Genomic DNA, 20501 nt, shown 5'->3' with positions numbered 1-20501 from the left:
TGACAGACTATCCAGGGTAATTCCGGCGTGCCGGAATTACCCCTATCTTACTGAAAAACATAATCAATGCGTACCAACCCAGATGAAAATATACAACACAACCCAGGGCCCCTTTGTAGCACATAAAGACCAATTCTACTCGTTTGCCGAACTTAGCTTTGATTCCCTCGTCAATCAACCCGGTCTTTATCAATGGCTGTTTCAGGCCGTATCCACCCGGCAACCAGCACAAAATTTTGATTTAAACCCGGCTCTGTTACCACCTATTGTTTCACAGGAAGTTTGGGCCTCGGGGGTTACCTACCTGCGCAGCAAAAACGCCAGAATGGAAGAATCTAAAGACGCCGGCGGAGGCGATTTTTATGACAGGGTATATGAAGCCGGGCGCCCCGAGATTTTTTTCAAGGCCACCGCGGCCCGAACCGTAGGCCACGGGCAGGGCGTAAAGATTCGCCGGGATTCCAACTGGAATGTCCCTGAACCTGAATTAACGCTTTTTGTTAACTCCGGCGGTGAAATTGCCGGATATACCATTGGCAATGACATGAGCTCCAGAGACATAGAAGGCGAAAACCCCCTGTATCTGCCTCAGGCAAAATCATACGATAAAAGCGCAGCCATCGGCCCCTGTATATGGGTAACAGGGCAGCCAATAGACCGCGAAACTGAAATCAGACTAACTATTGAAAGAGAAGCAACCGTAGTTTTTGCAAACGCTACCCGCCTGAGTCAGATGAAAAGAGGACTCCAAGAACTGGTCAGCTACCTGACATTCGAGTGCAGTTTCCCCAATGGTTGTTTTCTGATGACAGGCACCGGAATTGTGCCGCCAGACAGCTTTACTTTGCAACACAAAGACATAATCCATATTTCCATTGATGGTATTGGTACGCTCACAAATTGGGTGGAATAAGAACCGCATCAGCGTAGGTTCGGTCTTTTTCTCTTATGCTGATGCTATCTTTTCAGGGCTGACAGCCAGCCCGGCATTATATTAAAATGATGCCCTGATAACATCTGAAACACAAAAAATAACCGAAATCAGGACAACCCAATAATTAAAACTATTCACAACATAATACAATTTAGCATTACAGGCCTGGTACCGTATTGTATTTTTTATAGATTATTTAGTAAGATACCAAAACTTTTGCTGTTTTTTTTACGAAAACACTGCTGCTGTTTTAGGCTTCTGATACCCCATGTAAGAAGCCAAAAGTAATGCCGGCGCTACGCTCGGCAACGTTACCGATAGTTGGCGTAAAATATTTTGTGTCAATTTGACACCATTTACTTGCCTTTATCATAGCAGGCACTAGTTTAGGGTTTCAATACCGAAAAGTTCAAAAACTACAATTTTGGATGTCAGGTATTGGAAATTGTACTTTTCATATAAACCTATTTTCTTTTATGATTAAAATTTACAACCTTAAACAACAGTTAACGTGTTGGATGTGGGTTTCGGTTTTATTGCTGTGCCCGCTGCTACTGGCAGCCCAATCAAAATCCTTAACCGGACAAGTCACCGACGCATCTACCAAAGAGCGCTTACCCAGTGTAAGTATTACCGTAAAAGGCACCAAAAGAGGAACCTCGACTGACGTGTCGGGTAATTTCAAAATTGACGCTGCACCCAACGAAACCCTTGTGTTCAGTTTTTTAGGCTATCTTACCAAAGAGATAGCCGTTGGCAACCAGACAAATATCAGTGTAACACTAGACAATAATACCGCCACAGACCTGGAAGAAGTAATTGTGGTAGGCTACGGAACCCAGAAAAAACGCGACATCACAGGTGCGGTTGTCTCGGTCTCAGAATCAACCCTGAAAGAAGTACCAGCCCCTAACCTGTTAAACTCACTCAAGGGCAGGGCCGCCGGTGTATCTATTGTAAGCAACGGGTCTACTCCGGGCAGCCAGGCAACTATCCGTATCAGAGGTAACCGTTCTATCACTACAGGTAATGGCGACGGACTCGACGGCCCGCTGGTGGTAGTAGACGGTATTCCTTTTGGTGGCCTGAACGACATTAACCCGGACGACATCTCCAGCCTTGAAATATTAAAAGATGCATCTGCAACGGCCATTTTCGGTTCCAGAGGCGCCGGAGGGGTAATACTGATTACCACCAAAAGAGGCCGGACAGGCAAACCCGTAATTACATATGACGGATACCATGGCGTAACCAGTATCATGGGCAAATACAATGTCATGAATGGCGCCCAGTATGCCAAATTCAAGGAGCAGTCTGCGGCCTTAAACACACAGGGTGCCGGTACAACGGCCTATCCGCTAACAGAAGAAGAAAAAGCCAACCTGGCCGCCGGGGTATCTACCGACTGGCAGGACTTGCTCTATAAACCCGGCTTCAATACCAGCCATCAGCTGGGTTTGCAGGGAGGTGTGGAAAACACACAATACGGGCTGGGTATTGGCTACTTCAATGAAACCGGAATCATGCCTAATCAGGATTTCGACCGGATGAATATCCGTGCTACCATTGACCAGAAAATAGGCAAGCGCATAAAAATAGGCCTGAACACCATCAATACCCTTACCAGAAGAAACGACCCAGCCGGTGGTGGCGTACCTACCGAACTGGTGCGCTTGTCGCCACTGGTTAAGCCTTACAACGAAGACGGCACCATAAACCTGAACCCTAAAAAGGGAACCATTGAAGCACAGGCGGTGAGTCCGCTTACGCTGATTACCCGCGGCAGCGATATCATTTCAAACGAGCGGTCTATCAGAACCTTCAACAGCCTGTATGCGGAAGTAAACATCCTTGACGGCCTCAGATACCGCTTCAATGCCGGATTAAACTTCAGCCAGGTTCATTTTAACGGCTATGGGCCACCCAATACTTTTGTAAACACAGGTACTGAACAAAGTGTATCAAATGCCGATATCCGCAATACCGAGTATTGGGACGTGAACCTGCAACACCTGTTGTACTACGACAAAACATTTGCAAGCAAACACAAAATTGGCCTTACCGCCCTGTATGAGCTTACTAAAAATCATAACCTGGGCAGCAGCTTTAACGTAAAAGGCGTACCGGCCGATTACATCAAAACAGCCAATTTCTCTTTGGCCTCAGGCCAGCCTACGGGTAATGGTAGTTTTGCCGAAACCGGTCTGCTTTCTTATATGGCTCGTTTAAACTATACCTTTAACGACCGATACACCCTTACGGCTACCTTCCGCCGTGATGGCTCCTCAACCCTGTCGCCGGGAAACCAGTACTTTAATTATCCGGCTATTGGCTTAAACTGGAACATCATTGACGAACCCTTCATGAAAGGTCTAACCTTTCTAAGCAATTTAAAACTGAGAGGGGGCTGGGGGATTTCCGGTAACCGTAACGTTGGCGCCTATGCCACGCTGGGAGCGCTTTCGACAGGTTATTATAATTTCGGAACCACTACCGCAGGGCAGGTTCTGGCTTATACCGTAACAAGCCTTCCAGCTACTAACCTGGGCTGGCAATCTACTTCACAGTCTGATATTGGCGTGGAAATCGGATTATTTGATAACCGGATCGTGGGTACATTAGATGTCTACCAACAACAAACCAAAGACATTCTGTTGTCGGTAAACCTGCCTGAAAGTAACGGGGCGGGGTCAACCTTAAAAAACCTTGGCAAAACAGAGGGTAAAGGTCTTGAAACCTCATTAACCTTTGATGTACTGAGAAACAAAAACGGTTTCAACTGGAGCCTGGATGCCACCTACTTCTTCAACCGGGAAAAAATCACCCAGTTAACCACCCCAACCGAGCTAGACAATAAAGGTAACTTCTGGTTTGTGGGGCATCCGCTTACCGTAATTTACGACTACAACAAAATAGGCATCTGGCAGCAGGCCGATGCAGACAACGGAACGCTGAAAGCGCAGACCTCACCGGTACAGGTTCCGGGTGAAATCCGGGTAGAAGATGTTGATAAAAATGGGGTAATAGATGCCAACGACCGCAAGATTATCGGCAATTTCCAGCCTAAATGGGAAGGAGGCCTGACCAGCAGAATGTCTTACAAAGGATTTGACCTTTCAATAGTAACTTTTGCCCGCATGGGTATGAAAGTAGTAGTGCCTTATCTGTCTGGTACATCAGGCGGTGGCTCAGGCTTTGGGTTTCTTAACCAGGGGCGTTCAAATCAACTGGTAATGGACTACTGGACGCCTGAAAACCCTACGAATGCATTCCCTAGACCTGATGCAGGCGGTGGGGTACGCAACTTTACATCTACCACATCCTACCAGGACGGCTCGTTCATCAAAATGAGAAGTATCAACTTAGGATATTCATTTGACAGCAAGGTAATCAGCAAAATTGGTTTCTCTACCGTTCGCGTTTATGTCAATGCCACCAATCCGTTTATCATTTACTCTCCGTTGGTTAAAGCCAAACTGGCTGTAGACCCGGAAGGCAACGGATACGGCAACACCATTCAGGGTGGTAATTTCAACCGCTTTGTAACAGTAAACCTCAACAACCCGCCGGTACGCCAGTTTACGTTAGGTGTAAATCTTAAATTCTAATTTTTGAAAAGACATGAAAAAAATAAAAGTTATACTCATCATCGCAACGCTGTTTTCTAGCCTGGGTTGCGAAAAAATTCTTGAAGAACACCCCCAGTCGCAGATAGTACCTTCATTTTTTAACAGCCCTGCAGGGGTTCTGGGTGGTATTGCCGGGGTATACAACGAAATCCGTAACCAGTGGGGCACCGAAGGTTTCTCTTCTGAAATGCAGGCCGGTACCGACGAATTCATTCAGGGTGCCAGTAGCGGTGGCGGGCCTGTACACACTTTTAACGGCCTGAACGGCACCAACTTCGGTTCTGCCTGGGCTACCTCGTTTACCTGTATCAATACCCTGAATGGTGTGTTGAAATTCGGACAGGACATCTCATTGCCCGAAGCCACCAAAAAACAATACCTGGCACAAGCCAAGTTTCTGAGAGGTTTCTGGTATTTTTATCTGGTTCAGACCTGGGGAGATGTGCCGCTGAATACCGAGTTTATTACCGTACCGTCTCAAAGCGCCAAAAGAGACCCGGCATCTGAAGTTTACAAACTGATTATAAAAGATTTAACCGAGGCTGCTGCCGCATTGCCAGACAAACCTACGGCTCCGTTTCTGGGCAAAGCTGCTACCAAGCCGGTGGCTCAGTTCTTTCTGGCCAAGGCCTACCTTACACGTGGCTGGCTGACAGGCTCGCAGGCAGATTATGCCGAAGCAGCCAAAATTGCAAGCGATATTATTGCCAACAAAGCCACTTATGGCCTGGATCTCTGGCAAGACTTTGGCGATGCCTTCGTGCCCGCTAACGACTACGGCAAAGAAACCATGTTTGTGAGCGATCACATGCTCGATGCCAAGTTTGGCTATTACACAGTTGGCGCCGGTGCCAGCGCCGGGGGTGCACAAAACCTTACGCCCTGGTTTACGAACTGGAACTACCCCAACAACAGTGGGGTTAACTCTTTCGTTAATGCTTCCGGCGTTCTGGTTAACTCGGGTACATCGGGCATGATCCGTGATTCTTACTATGGCCGCCCGTATCAACGCATTCGTCCAAACAGTGTCAAACAAACATCCGGCGAATACACCGGCAAGAACTACTTTCTTGACCAGGCCTTTGTCAGAAGAGACATAGACGCCAGGTACGCCAATACCTTTTACTCGGTTTATATTGCCAATACCAGTGTTACCAACACGCCATCTTCTGCCAATAACAAACGCGGCATTGGCTATACTACCCAGATAGGGATAGATACTGCCGTATGGCTGCCTGACTTTGAGGTTGTGGGCGCGCCGCAGTTTTATGGCACCAGACCATTTAAGGGCATCATTGCTCCACCCAGCCTTTGGAAGGCCGACTTATACCCGGCCATCAAGAAATTTATGGACCCCAGCCGCGGCAGTAACTTCAATGACCCTTCTACCCGGCCGGTGGTAATTACCCGCTTTGCAGAGGTGTATCTGGTTGGTGCCGAGGCTTATCTGCAAGCCGGAGACAAAACCAAAGCTGCCGAACTGCTGAACGTGATACGCCAGAGAGCGGCTTACCGGAAAACCAACACGGCCGCGCAAAATGCTGCCGCAGCCGAAGCCATGTTAATTAAACCGGAAAACGTAACCGTAGACTTTATTCTGGACGAAAGAAGCCGGGAGCTGTTTGGAGAATGGATGAGATACCACGACCTGGTACGTACCAAAACGCTGGTAAAACGTGTAAAGGCCTGGAACAACGAGGCCGCCAATTATGTGAAGGATTTTCACATGCTGAGACCTATTCCGCAATCGCAGATTGACCGGACGGTGGAAGGCCCTAAGTTTCCGCAGAACCCGGGATACTGATTAGGTCTGAATGAATTTGCACTCACTTACCTTAACTGAATAGCTGTTCAGACGTGGCTCAGGCAACCAACCATGATACCGCCACCGCCTTTCAGGCGTGGCAGATTCATGGGCCTGATTCACGCCGGGCAGAAACACCTCAGTCATATTAGAAAGTTTACAGTACCAATAACAATAGTAGTTTCGTTTCATACAAGTTGGTCTAACGTCTGTATATTACAGGCGTTAGATTTTATTCAGAAGCGTCATAACCCCATTTCATAGTTATTTTACTTTTAATAATACCCACATGAAAATAAAGCTGTTCATCATCATTGCCTGGGTGGCTGTCTTGTTTGCCAACTTCACCTTTCAGGACAACACCAAAAAAGCCAAGACCCTGAAAGAGGCATTTAAAAAAGACTTTGCCATTGGTACCGCCTTGAATACCGCACAAATTGAAGAGCGTAACGCTGCCGTAAATGAGCTCATCATTGCTCAGTTTAACAGTGCCACACCCGAAAACATTATGAAGTCTGCCCTGTTGCATCCCCAATGGGACACCTACGATTTCACTTTGGCAGATAAGCTGGTAGCTTATGGAAAAAGACATAAGATTAAAATAAACGGGCATACACTGGTTTGGCATAGCCAGCTGCCCGGGTTTATCCGTCGTATCCAGAGCGCCGACTCCATCCGAATGTTCTTTACCGACCACATCAAAACCGTGGCCGGCCGTTATGATGGCCAGGTGTTTTCATGGGATGTAGTCAATGAGGCGCTCAATGAAGACGGCACCCTCCGAAAATCAGTTTTTCTGCAAAAATTAGGAGAGGGTTACATTACAGAGGCTTTCCGGCTGGCGCAGCAGGCATCACCCAAAAGCGAGCTTTATTACAACGATTATAATAACGAGCAACCCGCCAAAAGAGCCGGATGCATCAATCTGATAAAGAAAATTCAACAGGCCGGGGTAAGAATAGACGGTGTGGGCATTCAGGGGCATTGGCATCTGGGTAAGTTACCGCTTAAAGACATCGAGGAGAGTATCCTTCAGTATGCTGCCCTGGGTGTTAAAGTGATGTTTACAGAGCTGGACATAGAGATTTTACCAAGGAATTTTCAGGGGGCAGATGTGGGCCAGCGTATGACAGCCAACGCGGAGTCGAACCCCTACCCTGATGGTTTACCCGAGGCGGTTCAGAATCAGCTGGCTGATGATTATGAAGCGCTGTTTAAATTGTTTCTGAAACATAAAGACAAGATTACCAGGGTTACTTTCTGGGGTGTAAATGACGGCGACAGCTGGCTGAACAACTGGCCCATCAGGGGCAGAACCAACTACCCGCTATTGTTTGACAGAAACAATCAACCCAAACCGGCCTATTATAAGGTTTTAGGCCTCAGACAATGATATTACCGCCTGAAAACCTGTTTATGAATGTTTAACTTTTTTATATCAAGTATCTTTTTTGTTTAATTATTCAATTAAAATTTATCAACTATGAAACAGCTTTTTGTATTAATGCTGATGCTGGGTGCATTGACAGCTTTTGCACAAAACCCCATTGATGGCAACTGGAAGGGGTCTCGTGAAACCCCGAATGGTAACTTTGAAGTAACCTATACTTTTAAAGTAGAAGGAAATGAACTAAAAGGAACCTGGAAAACACAATTTGGAGAGACCAAACTTGAAAACGGGAAAGTAGATGGCAAGAAGTTTTCTTACAGCATTTCGTTTAATGACATGACCATCGCCAGCACCGGTGAACTGATTAATGAGAATGAAATTATTGTAAAAAACGAGAGAGGCGAAATGAAACTAACCCGCCAGAAACCGTAAAAATAACGAGGCCCTTATTCTGTTATGAGTAAGGGCCTTCTTGTTTTATTTATCTGGCAGAAAAACTATAAACCGTAGTAGTCTGATAGGTTTCTCCGGGTTTCAGCACCGTAGTGGGGAATTTTGGTTGATTGGGCGAATCGGGATAATGTTGGGTTTCCAGACAAAAACCTGTGCGGAATTGGGCAGGAATACCGCCTTTTCCGATAACGGTTCCATCCAGAAAATTACCTGAGTAAAACTGAATGGCCGGCTCTGTGGTAGACACCTCCATCAAACGGCCGGTAGTAGGTTCATAAACAGATGCTACTTTTTTCAATTTATTACCGGCTTCGGTAAATACCCAGCAATGGTCATATCCTTTGCCGTACTTAATCTGTACATCCTTGGGGTCATTGATGCGCGCGCCTATTGAATGCGCTGTCGTAAAATCAAAAGGTGTTCCGGCTACGGCTTTCAGCTCTCCGGTTGGTATAAGGGTTTCATCTACCGGCAAAAACTTATCTGCCAGCAGGGTTACTTCATGCCCCAGAATATCTTTTGTGGCATCACCCGTCAGGTTAAAATATGTATGATTGGTCAGATTCACAACCGTCGCCTTGTCGGTAGTAGCCTTGTAATCTATTTTTATAGCGTTATCTTTCTGTAGGGTATAAACTACCGATACTGTCAGTTTACCCGGATACCCCTCTTCTCCATCTGCCGAAGTATAGCTGAGTTTCAGTTGGGGTTCTGCTCCGTCAACTGCTGTGGCTGTCCATAGTACCTTATCGAAACCCTTTTTACCACCATGCAGGGCGTTCACTCCATTGTTTTGCGCAAGGGTGTACTGTTGCCCATCCAGGCTGAATTTACCCTTGGCTATGCGGTTACCATAGCGGCCAATTAAGGCGCCAAAGTAAGGTACACCTTTCAGATACCCGCTCAGAGAATCGCAGGCCAGGGTAATGTTTGCAAACCTGCCGTTTTTATCAGGCGCCTGCAGGCTTGTAATGGTGCCGCCGTAGTTAGTAATTTGTACCTGCATGCCACTGGCATTGCGCAAGGTATATAAGTCGGCCGTTGTGCCGTCCGGCAATTGGCCGAAAGCTGCTTTTTCAATGGTGTTCACTTTGGCAGTGTCGGTCATTTGTGTATTTTCTGATGTTTTAGAGGCACAGCTCTGAAACAGGGCCATTCCGCAAAGAAGTACACCCAGTGTTTTTAGATTCATAATTATCAGATTGAATAGGTTTACCAAAAAACTGTATAAATTATAACAAAAATACCCACCACAACCCAGGCGCCTATGGTAAAAGGCGTATCTACCTTAAACCATTCTTTCTTTACCTCAAAGGCATTGGACTGGTCTTTACCTTTACCCTGCAAAAGACTGATGACAATATGCACCAGCGAGCAAATCCAGAACACCAGACCCATCCGGTTCATAAACGGAAACTCGGGGTAAACACTGGCAATTACGGTCGATAACACAATACTGAGCACGGCAGCTGCCAGTGCGCCGTTGGCAGTAGCTTTTTTCCAGAAAAAGCCCAGTACAAAAATACTGAGAATACCCGGAGAAACATAGCCTGTATAAACCTGAATATACTCAAAAGCCTGCCCGAAATTAGCCAGAAGCGGGCTTACCAGCAAGGCAATGATAAAGGCAATGACAATGGCTACGCGGCCCGTCCAGACGGTTTGCTTTTCAGTCAGGTTTTTATTGAAAAACTTGGTGTGAATATCCAGCATATAAATCGTAGAAATACTGTTGGCCTTACCCGCCAGCGACGCCACAATGGCTGCCGTAAGCGCTGCAAAAGCCAGGCCTTTTAAACCCACCGGCAACAGATTCAGCAAAACCGGATACGCATTATCAGGTTTAACGATGCCGTTCTGGGTAATGCCATTAACAATAGAACTATCGGCGTTTTCTTTGAATATCACATAAGCTGCCAGCCCGGGTAAAACCACTATAAAAGGCATCAGCATTTTCATAAAGGCCGCAAACAACACGCCCCTGCGAGCGGTGGTGATATTGGCACCCAATGCCCTTTGTGTAATGTACTGGTTACAGCCAAAATAACTAAGGTTGTTAACCCACTGCCCACCAATGATGAACATCATAATGCCCGGTACCTGATGATAGGCATCTATGAAACCTCCTTTGCCGTCATGTACCTGATATTCGCCGGGTTTGAAAATCATGTGCAGGTGGCCATTGGCTTTCTGGGCTATCAGACTCATGCCTTCCAAGACACCAGAGCCGGTACCAACTTTGTTCGATAACAATTCCAGTGCCAGGTAAGTAGTGGCCAGCCCGCCGAAAATCAGGCAAACTACCTGAATTACATCCGTATAGCCAATTACCTTCATACCACCCAGGGTGATAATCACAGCAAAAATGGTCAGGAATAGGGCGCAGGTCATAAAACTAAAACCTGTCATTTTCTCTAAACTGAGCCCCCCCAGATAAATGATAGAGGTAAGGTTGACAAAAATGTAAAGAAACAACCAGAAAACAGCCATGATGGTTGCCAGGCGGCCGTCGTAGCGTTTGGCAAGAAACTGCGGCATTGTAAAAATCTTGTTGTTCAGATACATGGGCAAAAAATACACCGCCACTATCAATAAAGATACACCACCTAAAAGCTCATACACCGAAATAGCGATACCCAACTGAAAAGCCTGCCCGCTCATACCAATAAATTGCTCGGCAGAAATATTTGAGGCAATAATAGAGGCGCCAATGGCCCACCAGGTTAGCGAGCCTTCTGCCAGGAAAAAATCCTTGCTATCGGCCGACTGCTTCCCTTTGTTTTTATAAATCCAGTATCCGTAAGCAGATACAATAACAAAATATACCAGAAATATGATATAGTCCAGGCTTTCGAGTCCGAGTGTCATTAGATACAGGTGTAATAAGGTTGAATGAGGTTGTCTGGTAAAAGGCGTATATCAGCCGTTTACTTTTTTGTAATCGGCCAAAAATTTCTCCAGGCCAATGTCAGTAAGCGGGTGCTTCAATAAAGCTGTTATAGCGCTCAAGGGGCCGGTCATTACATCAGAACCGATTTCAGCACATTTAATAATATGCATGGGATGGCGAACCGAAGCGGCCAGAATCTCCGTCGGATACCCGTAGTTATCAAAAATCAGGCGGATTTGTCTGATTAACTCCAGGCCATCCACTGAAATATCGTCCAGCCGGCCAACAAACGGCGACACATAGCTGGCGCCTGCTTTGGCAGCCAGCAATGCCTGCCCTGCCGAAAATATCAGGGTACAGTTGGTTCTGATGCCCTTGTCTGTAAAGTACTTGATGGCCTTGATACCGTCTTTTACCATTGGTACTTTTACCACTATATTCTGGTGAATCTCAGCCAGTTCTTCTCCTTCTTTAATAATTCCGTTGAAGTCGGTAGCTATTACCTCTGCCGAAATAGGCCCATCAACAATCTGGCAAATGGCTTTGTAATGGTTCAGGATATTCTCTTTGCCGGCAATACCTTCTTTGGCCATTAGCGAAGGATTGGTAGTAACCCCATCCAGCACGCCCAGGTCATTGGCTTCTTTAATTTCGGCCAGATTGGCCGTATCAATAAAAAATTTCATTGGTAATATATTATTTAATGTAAAAATCAGGTTCAGTTAGCATCCTTGTCCGTAATACGCATTTTTACCGTGCTTGCGCTCATAGTGTTTCATGCGTAATGTATCTTTAATACGGGGGGTATCAGGGTTAATCTGCAAGGTAAGCAGCGCCATCCGGGCAACTTCTTCCAGCACGGCAGCATTGTAGACAGACTTTTCAGCGGTTTTGCCCCAGGTAAACGGACCGTGGTTCTGTAAAAGAACCATTTCCACTTCTTTGTGCGACAGCCCTCTGGCCTGAAAGACATCAAATATCTGGTTGCCGGTTTCAAATTCATAGTCTCCCTGTATCATCTCGTCTGTCAGCACCGGTGCACACGGAATATCATGGTGGGTATGGTCGGCATGGGTAGTGCCAAACACCGGTATGTCCATACCGGCCTGTGCCCAGGCAACCGCATAAGTGCTGTGTGTATGCGTAACACCGCCGATATCCTGCCAGGTTTTGTAAAGCCGGGCATGCGTTTTGGTATCTGAAGACGGCCGCAGATTACCTTCAACCACCAGGGCATCGTAATCTACAATTACTATATCTTCAACTTTGAGGGTTTCGTAAGGCACACCGCTGGGCTTTATGGCAAAAACAGCTTTTTCTCTGTCAACCACACTTACATTGCCAAAAGTAAACAAAACCAACTTCAGCTTCGGCAGCATCATATTGGCTTCATAGCACTCTTCTTTTAATGATTGATAGGCGCTCATTTGTAGAATACTTCGTTGATTTTCAGTTCATTCTTCAAACCTCTGATGGTGGTTGCTTTATCAATCACTACCAGTTCAATATCCAGCATTTCTGCCAGGTTTTCAAGGTACTCAACCGTAAGGTTCTGGCTATATACGGTATGGTGTGCCCCTCCTGCCAGTATCCAGGCTTCCAGACCCACCTTCATATCGGGTTGAGGTTTCCATAGGGCCCGGGCAGTAGGTAGTTTAGGAAAAGACTCAGTTACTTCTACTGCTTCTACTTCATTAACAATAAGGCGGAAGCGGTTGCCGAGGTCTACCAGCGAAACGTTCAGAGCCGGGCCTGAGGCAGCATTGAACACCAGGCGCACAGGGTCTTCTTTACCCCCGATGCCCAAAGGATGCACCTCGCAATTAACCGTACCGGTGGCAATGGAAGGGCAGATTTCAAGCATGTGAGAACCCAGAACCATGGCGTTTTCAGGGTCAAAGTGGTAGGTGTAGTCTTCCATAAAGGTGTTGCCTCCTTTCATACCACTGGCCATCAGTTTCATTACATGCACCATGGCAGAGGTTTTCCAGTCGCCTTCACCGCCATAACCATAGCCGGCGGCCATCATGCGCTGCGAACCGATACCCGGCAACTGGCGCATACCATGCAGGTCTTCAAACGTATTGGTGTAGGCACCGTAGCCTCCATCTGTTAAAAATGCTTTCAGCCCCGCCTCTATGCGTGCGGCCTCAACCAGTGAGCTGCGCCTTTCGCCGTTCTTTAAAAGCGAGGGCATCAAGGCATACGTATCTTCGTATTCCTGTATGAAACGTTCAATTTCCGCATCAGTAATCTGGTTAATTACCTGCACCAGGTCTCCTACCGCGTGGGTATTCACTGAAAAACCGAACTTCATTTCAGCCGACACCTTGTCGCCGTCAGTAACGGCTACCTGGCGCATGTTATCGCCAAAGCGTACCACTTTCAGGTGTTGCATCTGATACCTGCCTACGGCCACACGTGCCCAGGCATTGATTTTATCGTGCACCTCTGTATCTTGCCAATGCCCTACTACAACCTTGCGGTTCAGGCGCATTTTGGTCATGATATGCCCGAACTCCCTGTCGCCATGCGCCGACTGGTTCAGGTTCATGAAGTCCATATCGATGGTATCAAAAGGAATATTACGGTTGAACTGGGTATGCAAATGAAGAATGGGTAATTGCAGGGCATTTAAACCGCGAATCCACATTTTGGCCGGAGAGAACGTGTGCATCCAGGTAATAACACCCACGCAGTTGGGGGTATTATTGGCTGCTTTGCAAACAGACCATATCTCGTCGGGGGTTTTTACCACCGGTTTAAATACAATTTTTACGGGTATGGCAGAAGAATTATTGAGTGCATCAGCTATGATCTGCGAGTGTTCATCTACCTGCCGGAGGGTTTCTTCTCCGTAAAGATGCTGGCTACCTGTTACAAACCAAACCTCAAATGATTTTAGATTAAACATTGCTTTCTGTAAATTTTCCTAATCGATGATATTTCTTATATAATTGTTCATATACTTCAACATACGGAGCCCGTGGCACATAGTGGGCATCAAAGCCTGACCCCATGGCCTTTTGTGCGGCAAATAAGTCTGGGTGTATGCCTGCGGCTACTGCGGCATTCATGGCTGCACCTAAGGCACAAGCCTGGTCAGACGAGGCCACTTTTATGGGCATATTCAGCACATCTGCCAGTGTCTGCATCACGAACGGAGATTTTTTGGCCACGCCACCAATGGCAATTACCTGTTTAATAGGCACCCCTTCTTCTATAAAACGGTCAACTATGGCCTTAGAGCCAAAGGCCGTTGCCTCTACAATCATTTTAAAAAGCCTGACGGCATCGGTACCCAGATTCATACCGGCAAAAGCTGCTTTCAGGGCATGGTTGGCATCGGGTGTCCGCCGGCCGTTAATCCAGTCGGTAGCTACCGGGTCTTTTTCAGTTACCAGTATAGCGGCCGCTTTTTCTGATAAATAAGGAATCAGTTTTTCGGCCAGTTCATCCGCTGCTTTTTCGCCCAGCAAGGCCCGCACCGGCTCGGTAATTACTTTCTGAAACCAGGCGTAGTAGTCACCATAGGCAGATTGCCCGGCTTCCATACCCAGCATACCCGGTATAATGGAGCCATCTACCTGCCCGCAAATACCTTTGATAAGCAAATGGCCTATTTCTTCGTTAGGCGCAATGAGCATGTCGCAGGTAGAAGTACCCATTACACGCACAAAATCGTAGGGTTCAATTTCTGCGCCCACAGCGCCCATGTGGCAGTCAAATGCGCCAACACCAATAACCACCTCTGATGAAAGCCCGAGTTTTTGGGCCCATTCGGCAGATATTTTGCCCATTGCCTGGTCTGATGTAAAGGTATCTCTGAAAAGCCTGTCGCGTACACCTGTTAAAAGGGGGTCAAGCCTGCTCAGGAATTCTTCTGAAGGCAGCCCTTCAAATTCTTCATGCCACATGGCTTTATGCCCGGCCGCACAGCGTGAACGTTTCATGGTTAGCGGATGGGTATTGCCCGTAAGCACGGCAGAAATCCAGTCGCAATGTTCAACCCATGAAAATGCCTTGTTTCGCACGCCTGCGTCTACTCTTAATGTATGAAGTATTTTAGCCCAGAACCACTCAGAAGAATAAATGCCGCCTACATATTTTGTAAAGTCGGTGTCCCATCTATGGGCCAGATTATTGATTTCTTCGGCTTCGGCATTGGCGGTATGGTCTTTCCAGAGAATAAACATCCCATTGGGGTTTTCGGCAAACTCGGGCAACAATGCCAGGGGTGTTCCGGTAGTATCTACCGCTACGGGCGTTGAGCCCGTGGTATCTATTGAAATACCGGCTATTTGCTGCTTTACGGCTTCCGGAATATTCTCTAACGTGGTCTGAATGGCACTTTCAATGCCTTCCAGATAATCCAGCGGGTGTTGTCTGAACTGCGCAACAGAAGGGTTACAATACAAACCTTCATGCCAGCGCTTATAATAAGCAACGGCAGTGCTTAAACATTGCCCGTTGGAAGTATCCACTAATAAAGCACGCACAGAGTCGGTTCCGAAATCAACACCTATTGTAAACTTTTGCTCCATTTATTTATGTGTTAAAATGACACATTTCATTTTATAAAATTACTCCCAGACATAGCGAATCCGGAATTATCTGAGTTTAGATGATTGCATCTGAAATAAAATAGTGAAAGGCATTAAACTGGCTTTGATATTTTTCTTTGTCAAGCTTATAAAGAATAGCCTTTTTTGTGGTTGAATTTTGATTTTTCTCTCCGGTATCAATCAAAAGCTTGGTTGAAAGTATCTTACGGCTAAAGTTTCGTCTGTCAAGCGGTGTATCATAAATCGCTTCATAAAGCCTTTGCAGTTGTGGAATCGTAAATTGCTCTGGCAGCAGCTCAAAACCAATCGGATGCAAAGCAGCCTTGTAACGGAGTTGCTCCAGGGCCAGGTCTACCATCTGGTTATGATCAAAAATAAGGTCTGGTCTGTTTTTCAGGTTTATCCAATAGGCATTTTGCGCCTTTGCCAGGTCCTGATTATGGGCATGAATGTTAATCAGTGCAAAAAAACATATTGAAATTGTTCGTTCTACGGGGTCACGCCCCACCTTGCCAAACGTTTTGATTTCTTCAAAATAAATATCTTTCAAGCCGGTCAAATCATATAAAATCCGGTTCGCTGCCACTTCCAGGTCTTCTTCTGCTTCCAAAAAACCACCCATCAAAGACCATTTTCCTTTTTCAGGCTCAAAATTCCTTTTTATCAGAAGTAACTTAAGCTCTTCACCATCAAAACCAAATACTATACAATCAAGTGCCACCAATATTCTGGTGGAGTGCGGGTATTTATTCATTATATAATTTGATGCATAAAATTTGCGCAATTTTAGTATTACCCTCCTTAAAATCAATAAAATTCGTGAAAATCAAGGATTTTCACGAATCAAATTAATCTTAACCTAATATAAACTAATAGTAGATGCAAATCTAATTGTGTAAATATAACACAATATTTTCAAATTGTATAAAGTGCCTGAAAGTATTTAAGATTTTACTTCCTTACATTCAACACAATAACCGAGTACGCCGGCACTGTAAGTTTCAATACGCCTTTCTCAAGTCTGGCTCCGCTGAAGTCTTTTACCGAAACTTTTTGCGGTTGCTCAAAGGTGTTGTGGTCGCTGATTTTTGCTGAACTCAGAATCTGTCCCGAAACTTTAGAGAACTCCTCGCCTCTCAGGCTGATAGTCACTTCGTGAGCTTTGGTGTAATCTATATTAGTCAATGATATATTAACGCCATTTTCATTTCTGGAAGCAGAAGCAGAAACGGCTGTCAGCTTTTTGCCCTGGTACTCATAAGCCGGAGACTCAATACTGATGGGTACCAGTCGGGCATCCTGATGCACATTATACATCTTCATGACATGATAAGTGGGTGTCAGAATCATTTTCTCTTCGTTAGTCAGTATTACCGACTGCAGCACGTTAACTATCTGCGCCAGGTTGGCACCTCGCACACGGTCTGCATGATTATTGAAGATGTTAAGGGTAAGACCGGCTATCATGGCATCGCGCATGGTGTTCTGCTGATATAAAAACCCGGGATTCGTGCCCGGCTCTACATTGTACCAGCCACCCCATTCGTCTACAATTAAAGCTATGTTTTTCTGAGGATCATACTTGTCCATAATGGTGCTGTGGCCTTTAATAAACTCTTCCATCTGCCAGGCCTCATCCATGGTTTTGAAATACTGCGCTTCGGTAAAATCTACCGACGGCCCCTTGTCTGTCCAGCTTAGTACCGAGTAATGATGTAATGCAACAGCCGCCAGCATTTTATGCGGAATGTTCTTCATCAGGGTTTCTGTCCAGGCATAGTCGCCATCACTGGCACCCGAGGCAATACGATAAAGTTTAGAGGAGTTGTCCCAATCTGTCATGAAAGTGGCATACTGGCGATAAATGTTGGCATAATAATCGGCCGTCATGTTTCCGCCGCATCCCCAGGCCTCGTTGCCTACACCCCACATCTTCACGCTCCAGGGTTTTTCACGGCCATTCTGTTTACGTAGCTCCGACATCGGGCTGCCCCCGGGATGATTCACATAAGTTACCCAATCGGTCAGGTCTTTAACGGTACCGCTACCTACGTTGCCTGCCAGATACGGCTCAGCGCCGATGCGCTCGCACAAATCAAGGAAATCGTGCGTACCAAAACTGTTGTCTTCTGTTACGCCACCCCACCATACATTAACCATTTTGGGGCGGTTAGCCTTGGGCCCTATGCCGTCTTTCCATTGGTAGGTATCGGCAAAGCATCCGCCCGGCCAGCGCAGGTTAGGCACCTTCAGGTCTTTCAGTGCCTGAATAATATCATTTCTTACACCGGCGGTGTTGGGTATTCTGGTGTTTCCTTCGCCAACATAAATACCTCCGTAAATACAGCGGCCCAGGTGTTCGGCAAAGTGGCCGTAAATATGCTTGCTGATCTGGGTTTTAGCCAGGTCGGTGTTCAGGGTAATTTTGGTTTGCGCCAGTGTATTTACCAACGCAGCACACACCATAATTAATGATAGAATAGTTCTTTTCACGGTATTATAATTTTTATTTTTGTCTTTTTTTTACTCCTTCATAAGCCTGAACTGATTGAATCTGGGCGATAAAGCGTTTTGTATTGTTTCAATTCTTACCTCTACCCATTCGGCATCAATACCTGTAACTAGTAGTAAGTTATCCGCTTTAACGATTGGTTCAACCGGTTTTCCGTTAATCAATATCTTTACTTTGCCGATATTGAAGTTTTCCAGCGTGGTAATTTCCAGCTGTCTGCCAGCCAGCCCTTTGTTTTGCAACAGATAAGCAAAATACGCACGTGTCGAACGCCAGAAATGCTCGTCATCATAGCCGGTAATACTTTTTTCTCCTTTATACTGGTGGTCAACTTCCGATTGCTGTTCTCCACAATTGACCTTATCAACCGTACGCGCTTCAATGGCCAGCAGTTCTTTTTCTTTCTGCTTCAGTTTCTGTTGATGCGCCTCATAATCCTTCCCTGTAAAAGTAGGGAAATACATTTGATAGCGGGCTTCGTGAATCTCAAAAAAGGGTTGCAGTGTAAGCGAATCTAAACTGAACCTGAGATTACCGAGCGGTTTTAATTTTGAAACAAAATGGCCGGAGTCGTCCACCAGTGCAAATGCCTTGTCGAGCGGATAAAGCGGGCCTTTGGTTTCATGACCCATGCGGCTGTCGTCGGCAAACTGACCCGTGAGGTCGCGGGTTGAGGTGGCTGCCGCCAGCACGATGGGGCCATTGACAAATGCCGCCCAGTTAGAGCCATCCGGCAGATTCTCCAGATGGGTGGCTGTCCTGAAACGGATAATGACCCTGTCGCCTGTTTTCCATTTCCTGTTCAGGGCGGCATAACCGGCAGGCTGCGCCACAAAGTTATGCTTTTTACCATTCACTAAAACTTCAAAATGCTGCGCCCATTTCGGAATCCTGATATTGACAGCGAACCGTTTGGGAGGTACCGTTGTAAACACCAATTCTGATTGATTTTGATACGGAAAATCGGTTTTCTGCGTCAGACTAATCCCCTTTTCTTTCCAGGTCAGACTTGACGGAATGAAAAGGTTGACAAATACTTCATCAGCCGTATGGCTGTAAATCAGTTCGCCATATTTGGTATGGTTTTCAATGCCAGAACCTACGCAGCACCACATACTGGTTTCTGGCTGAGAATACACCCGGTAATGATTGGGGCGGATGGGTGTAAAATAAACAAAGCCGCCCTTTTCGGGATGCTGGCTGGACAAGATATGATTGTACATGGTACGCTCATAAAAATCCAGGTATTGCACATCCTGACTATCCAGAAATAAGGCCTTGCTCAGGCGCAACATATTAAACGAGTTGCAGGTTTCGGGGCCTTGGTTGGTTGCCAGCATTTTGCTGAAATCATTAACCGGATTGAAATGTTCTCTCATGCTGTTACCGCCAAAGGCTACGCTTCTGGTTTGTGAAACATTCTGCCAGAAATACCGGGCCGCTGCCGACCACTGGCCGTTATTAGTTAAAGCCCCTATTTTCTCAAACCCGATTACTTTCGGAATCTGCGTGTTGGCATGCAGGCCGGTCAGTTTATCCTGCCTGGCTATAAGTGGGTCTAATAATGCCCGATGAGACAACCTTTCGGCGGCCTGGAGATACTTACGGTCTTGGGTAAGCATATACAAATCGGCGAAGGTTTCGTTGATACCCCCGTGTTCGGTGCGCAGTATCTGCTGAATCTGTGCATCAGAAAGGGGCTGTATAAGGTCAATAAACCAGTCACCCAAGCCCATCAGCACCTGTTTTGCCTGCTGATTACCGGCGTACTCATAGGCGTCACGCAAACCGGCAAATAATTTATGAATATTATACAACGGCACCCAGGTGTTGTTCAGACCAAAGCTGCTGCCGTCAATATCACCTTTATGGATTCTTTCCCAGAATACCTTGCCTTGCGGAATCCCCCCAACGTAACCATTGCCGTTTTTTGCCTGGCATTGAGCCAGCTCAGCAATCATGTAATCGAGCCGGGTTTTCATTTCGGCGTTTCCGGTACTGGCATACATCATGGCCAGCGCCGACAGATAATGGCCCCCTATATGCCCATCCAGACCAGAACTTTCCCAGTTTCCATACTTGCTGGTTTTTGGAGGCAGACCGGCATCCAGCAGGTAAGGTGTCAGCAGTTTATCGGGGTTCAGGGCCAGTATATACTTCAGGTCAACATCCTGAGCATTCTTAAAAATGCCATCGTTTAGCTTAACTTCCTGCAATGAAAAAGGCCGCATCTGTGCCTGAACAGACAAAGAGCAAAACACCAGACCAATGAATACTATTTTTCTCATATTGTTTTCTAAACACATCACACCGCTAATGCTCAG

The 20501-nt window shown here is 46.3% G+C and carries 16 protein-coding genes; 5 read left to right on the top strand and 11 right to left on the bottom strand.

Going from position 1 to position 20501, the window contains the following annotated elements:
- Positions 1-82: 82 nt before the first annotated feature.
- Entirely contained in the window at positions 83-913 is an 831-nt protein-coding gene (locus NZ848_RS00245; RefSeq protein ID WP_259013897.1) for a fumarylacetoacetate hydrolase family protein, read from the top strand.
- 271 nt (positions 914-1184) lie between these two features.
- On the opposite strand, the gene NZ848_RS00240 is transcribed toward NZ848_RS00245, so the two are convergent.
- Complete coding sequence (locus tag NZ848_RS00240; RefSeq protein ID WP_259013896.1) at positions 1185-1307, bottom strand: hypothetical protein; 123 nt, start codon at positions 1305-1307, stop codon at positions 1185-1187.
- Between the two features lie 103 nt (positions 1308-1410).
- On the opposite strand from NZ848_RS00240, the gene NZ848_RS00235 reads away from it, so the two are divergent.
- Together NZ848_RS00235 and NZ848_RS00230 are read left to right on the top strand one after the other, a co-directional pair.
- Positions 1411-4542 (top strand): SusC/RagA family TonB-linked outer membrane protein, encoded by a 3132-nt coding sequence (locus tag NZ848_RS00235; protein ID WP_259013895.1) that lies wholly within the window; start codon positions 1411-1413, stop codon positions 4540-4542.
- A 13-nt stretch (positions 4543-4555) separates the two neighbouring features.
- Positions 4556-6367, top strand: coding sequence for a RagB/SusD family nutrient uptake outer membrane protein (locus NZ848_RS00230; RefSeq protein WP_259013894.1), 1812 nt, complete (start codon positions 4556-4558; stop codon positions 6365-6367).
- Here NZ848_RS00230 and NZ848_RS00225 read toward each other — a convergent pair whose 3' ends face one another.
- The gene (locus NZ848_RS00225; protein ID WP_253532907.1) at positions 6368-6514 is read right to left on the bottom strand and encodes a hypothetical protein; all 147 of its coding nucleotides are present in this window, start codon (positions 6512-6514) and stop codon (positions 6368-6370) included.
- A gap of 142 nt (positions 6515-6656) precedes the next feature.
- Here NZ848_RS00225 and NZ848_RS00220 point away from each other — a divergent pair, with 142 nt between their 5' ends.
- Both NZ848_RS00220 and NZ848_RS00215 read left to right on the top strand, forming a co-directional pair.
- Complete coding sequence (locus tag NZ848_RS00220) at positions 6657-7760, top strand: endo-1,4-beta-xylanase (RefSeq protein ID WP_259013893.1); 1104 nt, start codon at positions 6657-6659, stop codon at positions 7758-7760.
- A 90-nt stretch (positions 7761-7850) separates the two neighbouring features.
- Positions 7851-8189 carry a hypothetical protein gene (locus NZ848_RS00215; RefSeq protein ID WP_259013892.1) on the top strand — a complete coding sequence of 113 codons (339 nt, stop codon included), beginning with the start codon at positions 7851-7853 and terminating at the stop codon, positions 8187-8189.
- A gap of 49 nt (positions 8190-8238) precedes the next feature.
- Here NZ848_RS00215 and NZ848_RS00210 read toward each other — a convergent pair whose 3' ends face one another.
- The 9 genes from NZ848_RS00210 to NZ848_RS00170 form a co-directional block, all read right to left on the bottom strand.
- On the bottom strand, positions 8239-9402 hold the full coding sequence (locus NZ848_RS00210; RefSeq protein WP_259013891.1) for an aldose epimerase family protein: 1164 nt from the start codon (positions 9400-9402) through the stop codon (positions 8239-8241).
- 20 nt (positions 9403-9422) lie between these two features.
- Complete coding sequence (locus NZ848_RS00205) at positions 9423-11078, bottom strand: sodium/sugar symporter (protein ID WP_259013890.1); 1656 nt, start codon at positions 11076-11078, stop codon at positions 9423-9425.
- A 51-nt stretch (positions 11079-11129) separates the two neighbouring features.
- The gene (gene fsa / locus NZ848_RS00200; protein WP_101726760.1) at positions 11130-11786 is read right to left on the bottom strand and encodes a fructose-6-phosphate aldolase; all 657 of its coding nucleotides are present in this window, start codon (positions 11784-11786) and stop codon (positions 11130-11132) included.
- Between the two features lie 36 nt (positions 11787-11822).
- A complete protein-coding gene (locus NZ848_RS00195; RefSeq protein ID WP_259013889.1) occupies positions 11823-12527 on the bottom strand; it encodes an L-ribulose-5-phosphate 4-epimerase in 705 nt (234 codons plus the stop codon).
- The gene (gene araA / locus NZ848_RS00190) at positions 12524-14014 is read right to left on the bottom strand and encodes an L-arabinose isomerase (protein ID WP_259013888.1); all 1491 of its coding nucleotides are present in this window, start codon (positions 14012-14014) and stop codon (positions 12524-12526) included. Before araA ends, NZ848_RS00195 begins: the two co-directional genes overlap by 4 nt.
- Positions 14007-15644 carry a ribulokinase gene (locus NZ848_RS00185; RefSeq protein WP_259013887.1) on the bottom strand — a complete coding sequence of 546 codons (1638 nt, stop codon included), beginning with the start codon at positions 15642-15644 and terminating at the stop codon, positions 14007-14009. The genes araA and NZ848_RS00185 overlap by 8 nt, the downstream gene beginning before the upstream one ends.
- 76 nt (positions 15645-15720) lie before the next feature.
- Positions 15721-16419, bottom strand: a complete 699-nt coding sequence (locus NZ848_RS00180; RefSeq protein ID WP_101726764.1) for an NUDIX hydrolase — start codon at positions 16417-16419, stop codon at positions 15721-15723.
- 197 nt (positions 16420-16616) lie between these two features.
- Positions 16617-18158, bottom strand: a complete 1542-nt coding sequence (locus NZ848_RS00175) for an alpha-N-arabinofuranosidase (RefSeq protein ID WP_259013886.1) — start codon at positions 18156-18158, stop codon at positions 16617-16619.
- A 30-nt stretch (positions 18159-18188) separates the two neighbouring features.
- Positions 18189-20465, bottom strand: a complete 2277-nt coding sequence (locus NZ848_RS00170; protein ID WP_259013885.1) for a glycoside hydrolase family 127 protein — start codon at positions 20463-20465, stop codon at positions 18189-18191.
- Between the last annotated feature and the right edge of the window lie 36 nt (positions 20466-20501).

The organism is Emticicia fluvialis (genome assembly GCF_024793945.1).
In the GTDB taxonomy this organism is placed as follows: domain Bacteria; phylum Bacteroidota; class Bacteroidia; order Cytophagales; family Spirosomataceae; genus Emticicia; species Emticicia fluvialis.
The sequence above is the reverse complement of the archived record's forward strand: the minus strand, read 5'-3'. Positions and strand labels throughout refer to the sequence as shown.

Excerpts from the sequence above, each read along its gene's own strand:
- NZ848_RS00180 (WP_101726764.1), bottom strand. The coding sequence starts at position 16,419 with ATGAATAAATACCCGCACTCCACCAGAATATTGGTGGCACTTGATTGT.
- NZ848_RS00230 (WP_259013894.1), top strand. The coding sequence starts at position 4,556 with ATGAAAAAAATAAAAGTTATACTCATCATCGCAACGCTGTTTTCTAGC.
- NZ848_RS00245 (WP_259013897.1), top strand. The coding sequence starts at position 83 with ATGAAAATATACAACACAACCCAGGGCCCCTTTGTAGCACATAAAGAC.
- NZ848_RS00235 (WP_259013895.1), top strand. The coding sequence starts at position 1,411 with ATGATTAAAATTTACAACCTTAAACAACAGTTAACGTGTTGGATGTGG.
- araA (WP_259013888.1), bottom strand. The coding sequence starts at position 14,014 with ATGTTTAATCTAAAATCATTTGAGGTTTGGTTTGTAACAGGTAGCCAG.
- NZ848_RS00215 (WP_259013892.1), top strand. The coding sequence starts at position 7,851 with ATGAAACAGCTTTTTGTATTAATGCTGATGCTGGGTGCATTGACAGCT.
- NZ848_RS00195 (WP_259013889.1), bottom strand. The coding sequence starts at position 12,527 with ATGAGCGCCTATCAATCATTAAAAGAAGAGTGCTATGAAGCCAATATG.
- NZ848_RS00205 (WP_259013890.1), bottom strand. The coding sequence starts at position 11,078 with ATGACACTCGGACTCGAAAGCCTGGACTATATCATATTTCTGGTATAT.
- NZ848_RS00185 (WP_259013887.1), bottom strand. The coding sequence starts at position 15,644 with ATGGAGCAAAAGTTTACAATAGGTGTTGATTTCGGAACCGACTCTGTG.
- NZ848_RS00220 (WP_259013893.1), top strand. The coding sequence starts at position 6,657 with ATGAAAATAAAGCTGTTCATCATCATTGCCTGGGTGGCTGTCTTGTTT.
- NZ848_RS00170 (WP_259013885.1), bottom strand. The coding sequence starts at position 20,465 with ATGAGAAAAATAGTATTCATTGGTCTGGTGTTTTGCTCTTTGTCTGTT.
- NZ848_RS00240 (WP_259013896.1), bottom strand. The coding sequence starts at position 1,307 with ATGATAAAGGCAAGTAAATGGTGTCAAATTGACACAAAATATTTTACG.
- NZ848_RS00225 (WP_253532907.1), bottom strand. The coding sequence starts at position 6,514 with ATGACTGAGGTGTTTCTGCCCGGCGTGAATCAGGCCCATGAATCTGCC.
- fsa (WP_101726760.1), bottom strand. The coding sequence starts at position 11,786 with ATGAAATTTTTTATTGATACGGCCAATCTGGCCGAAATTAAAGAAGCC.
- NZ848_RS00210 (WP_259013891.1), bottom strand. The coding sequence starts at position 9,402 with ATGAATCTAAAAACACTGGGTGTACTTCTTTGCGGAATGGCCCTGTTT.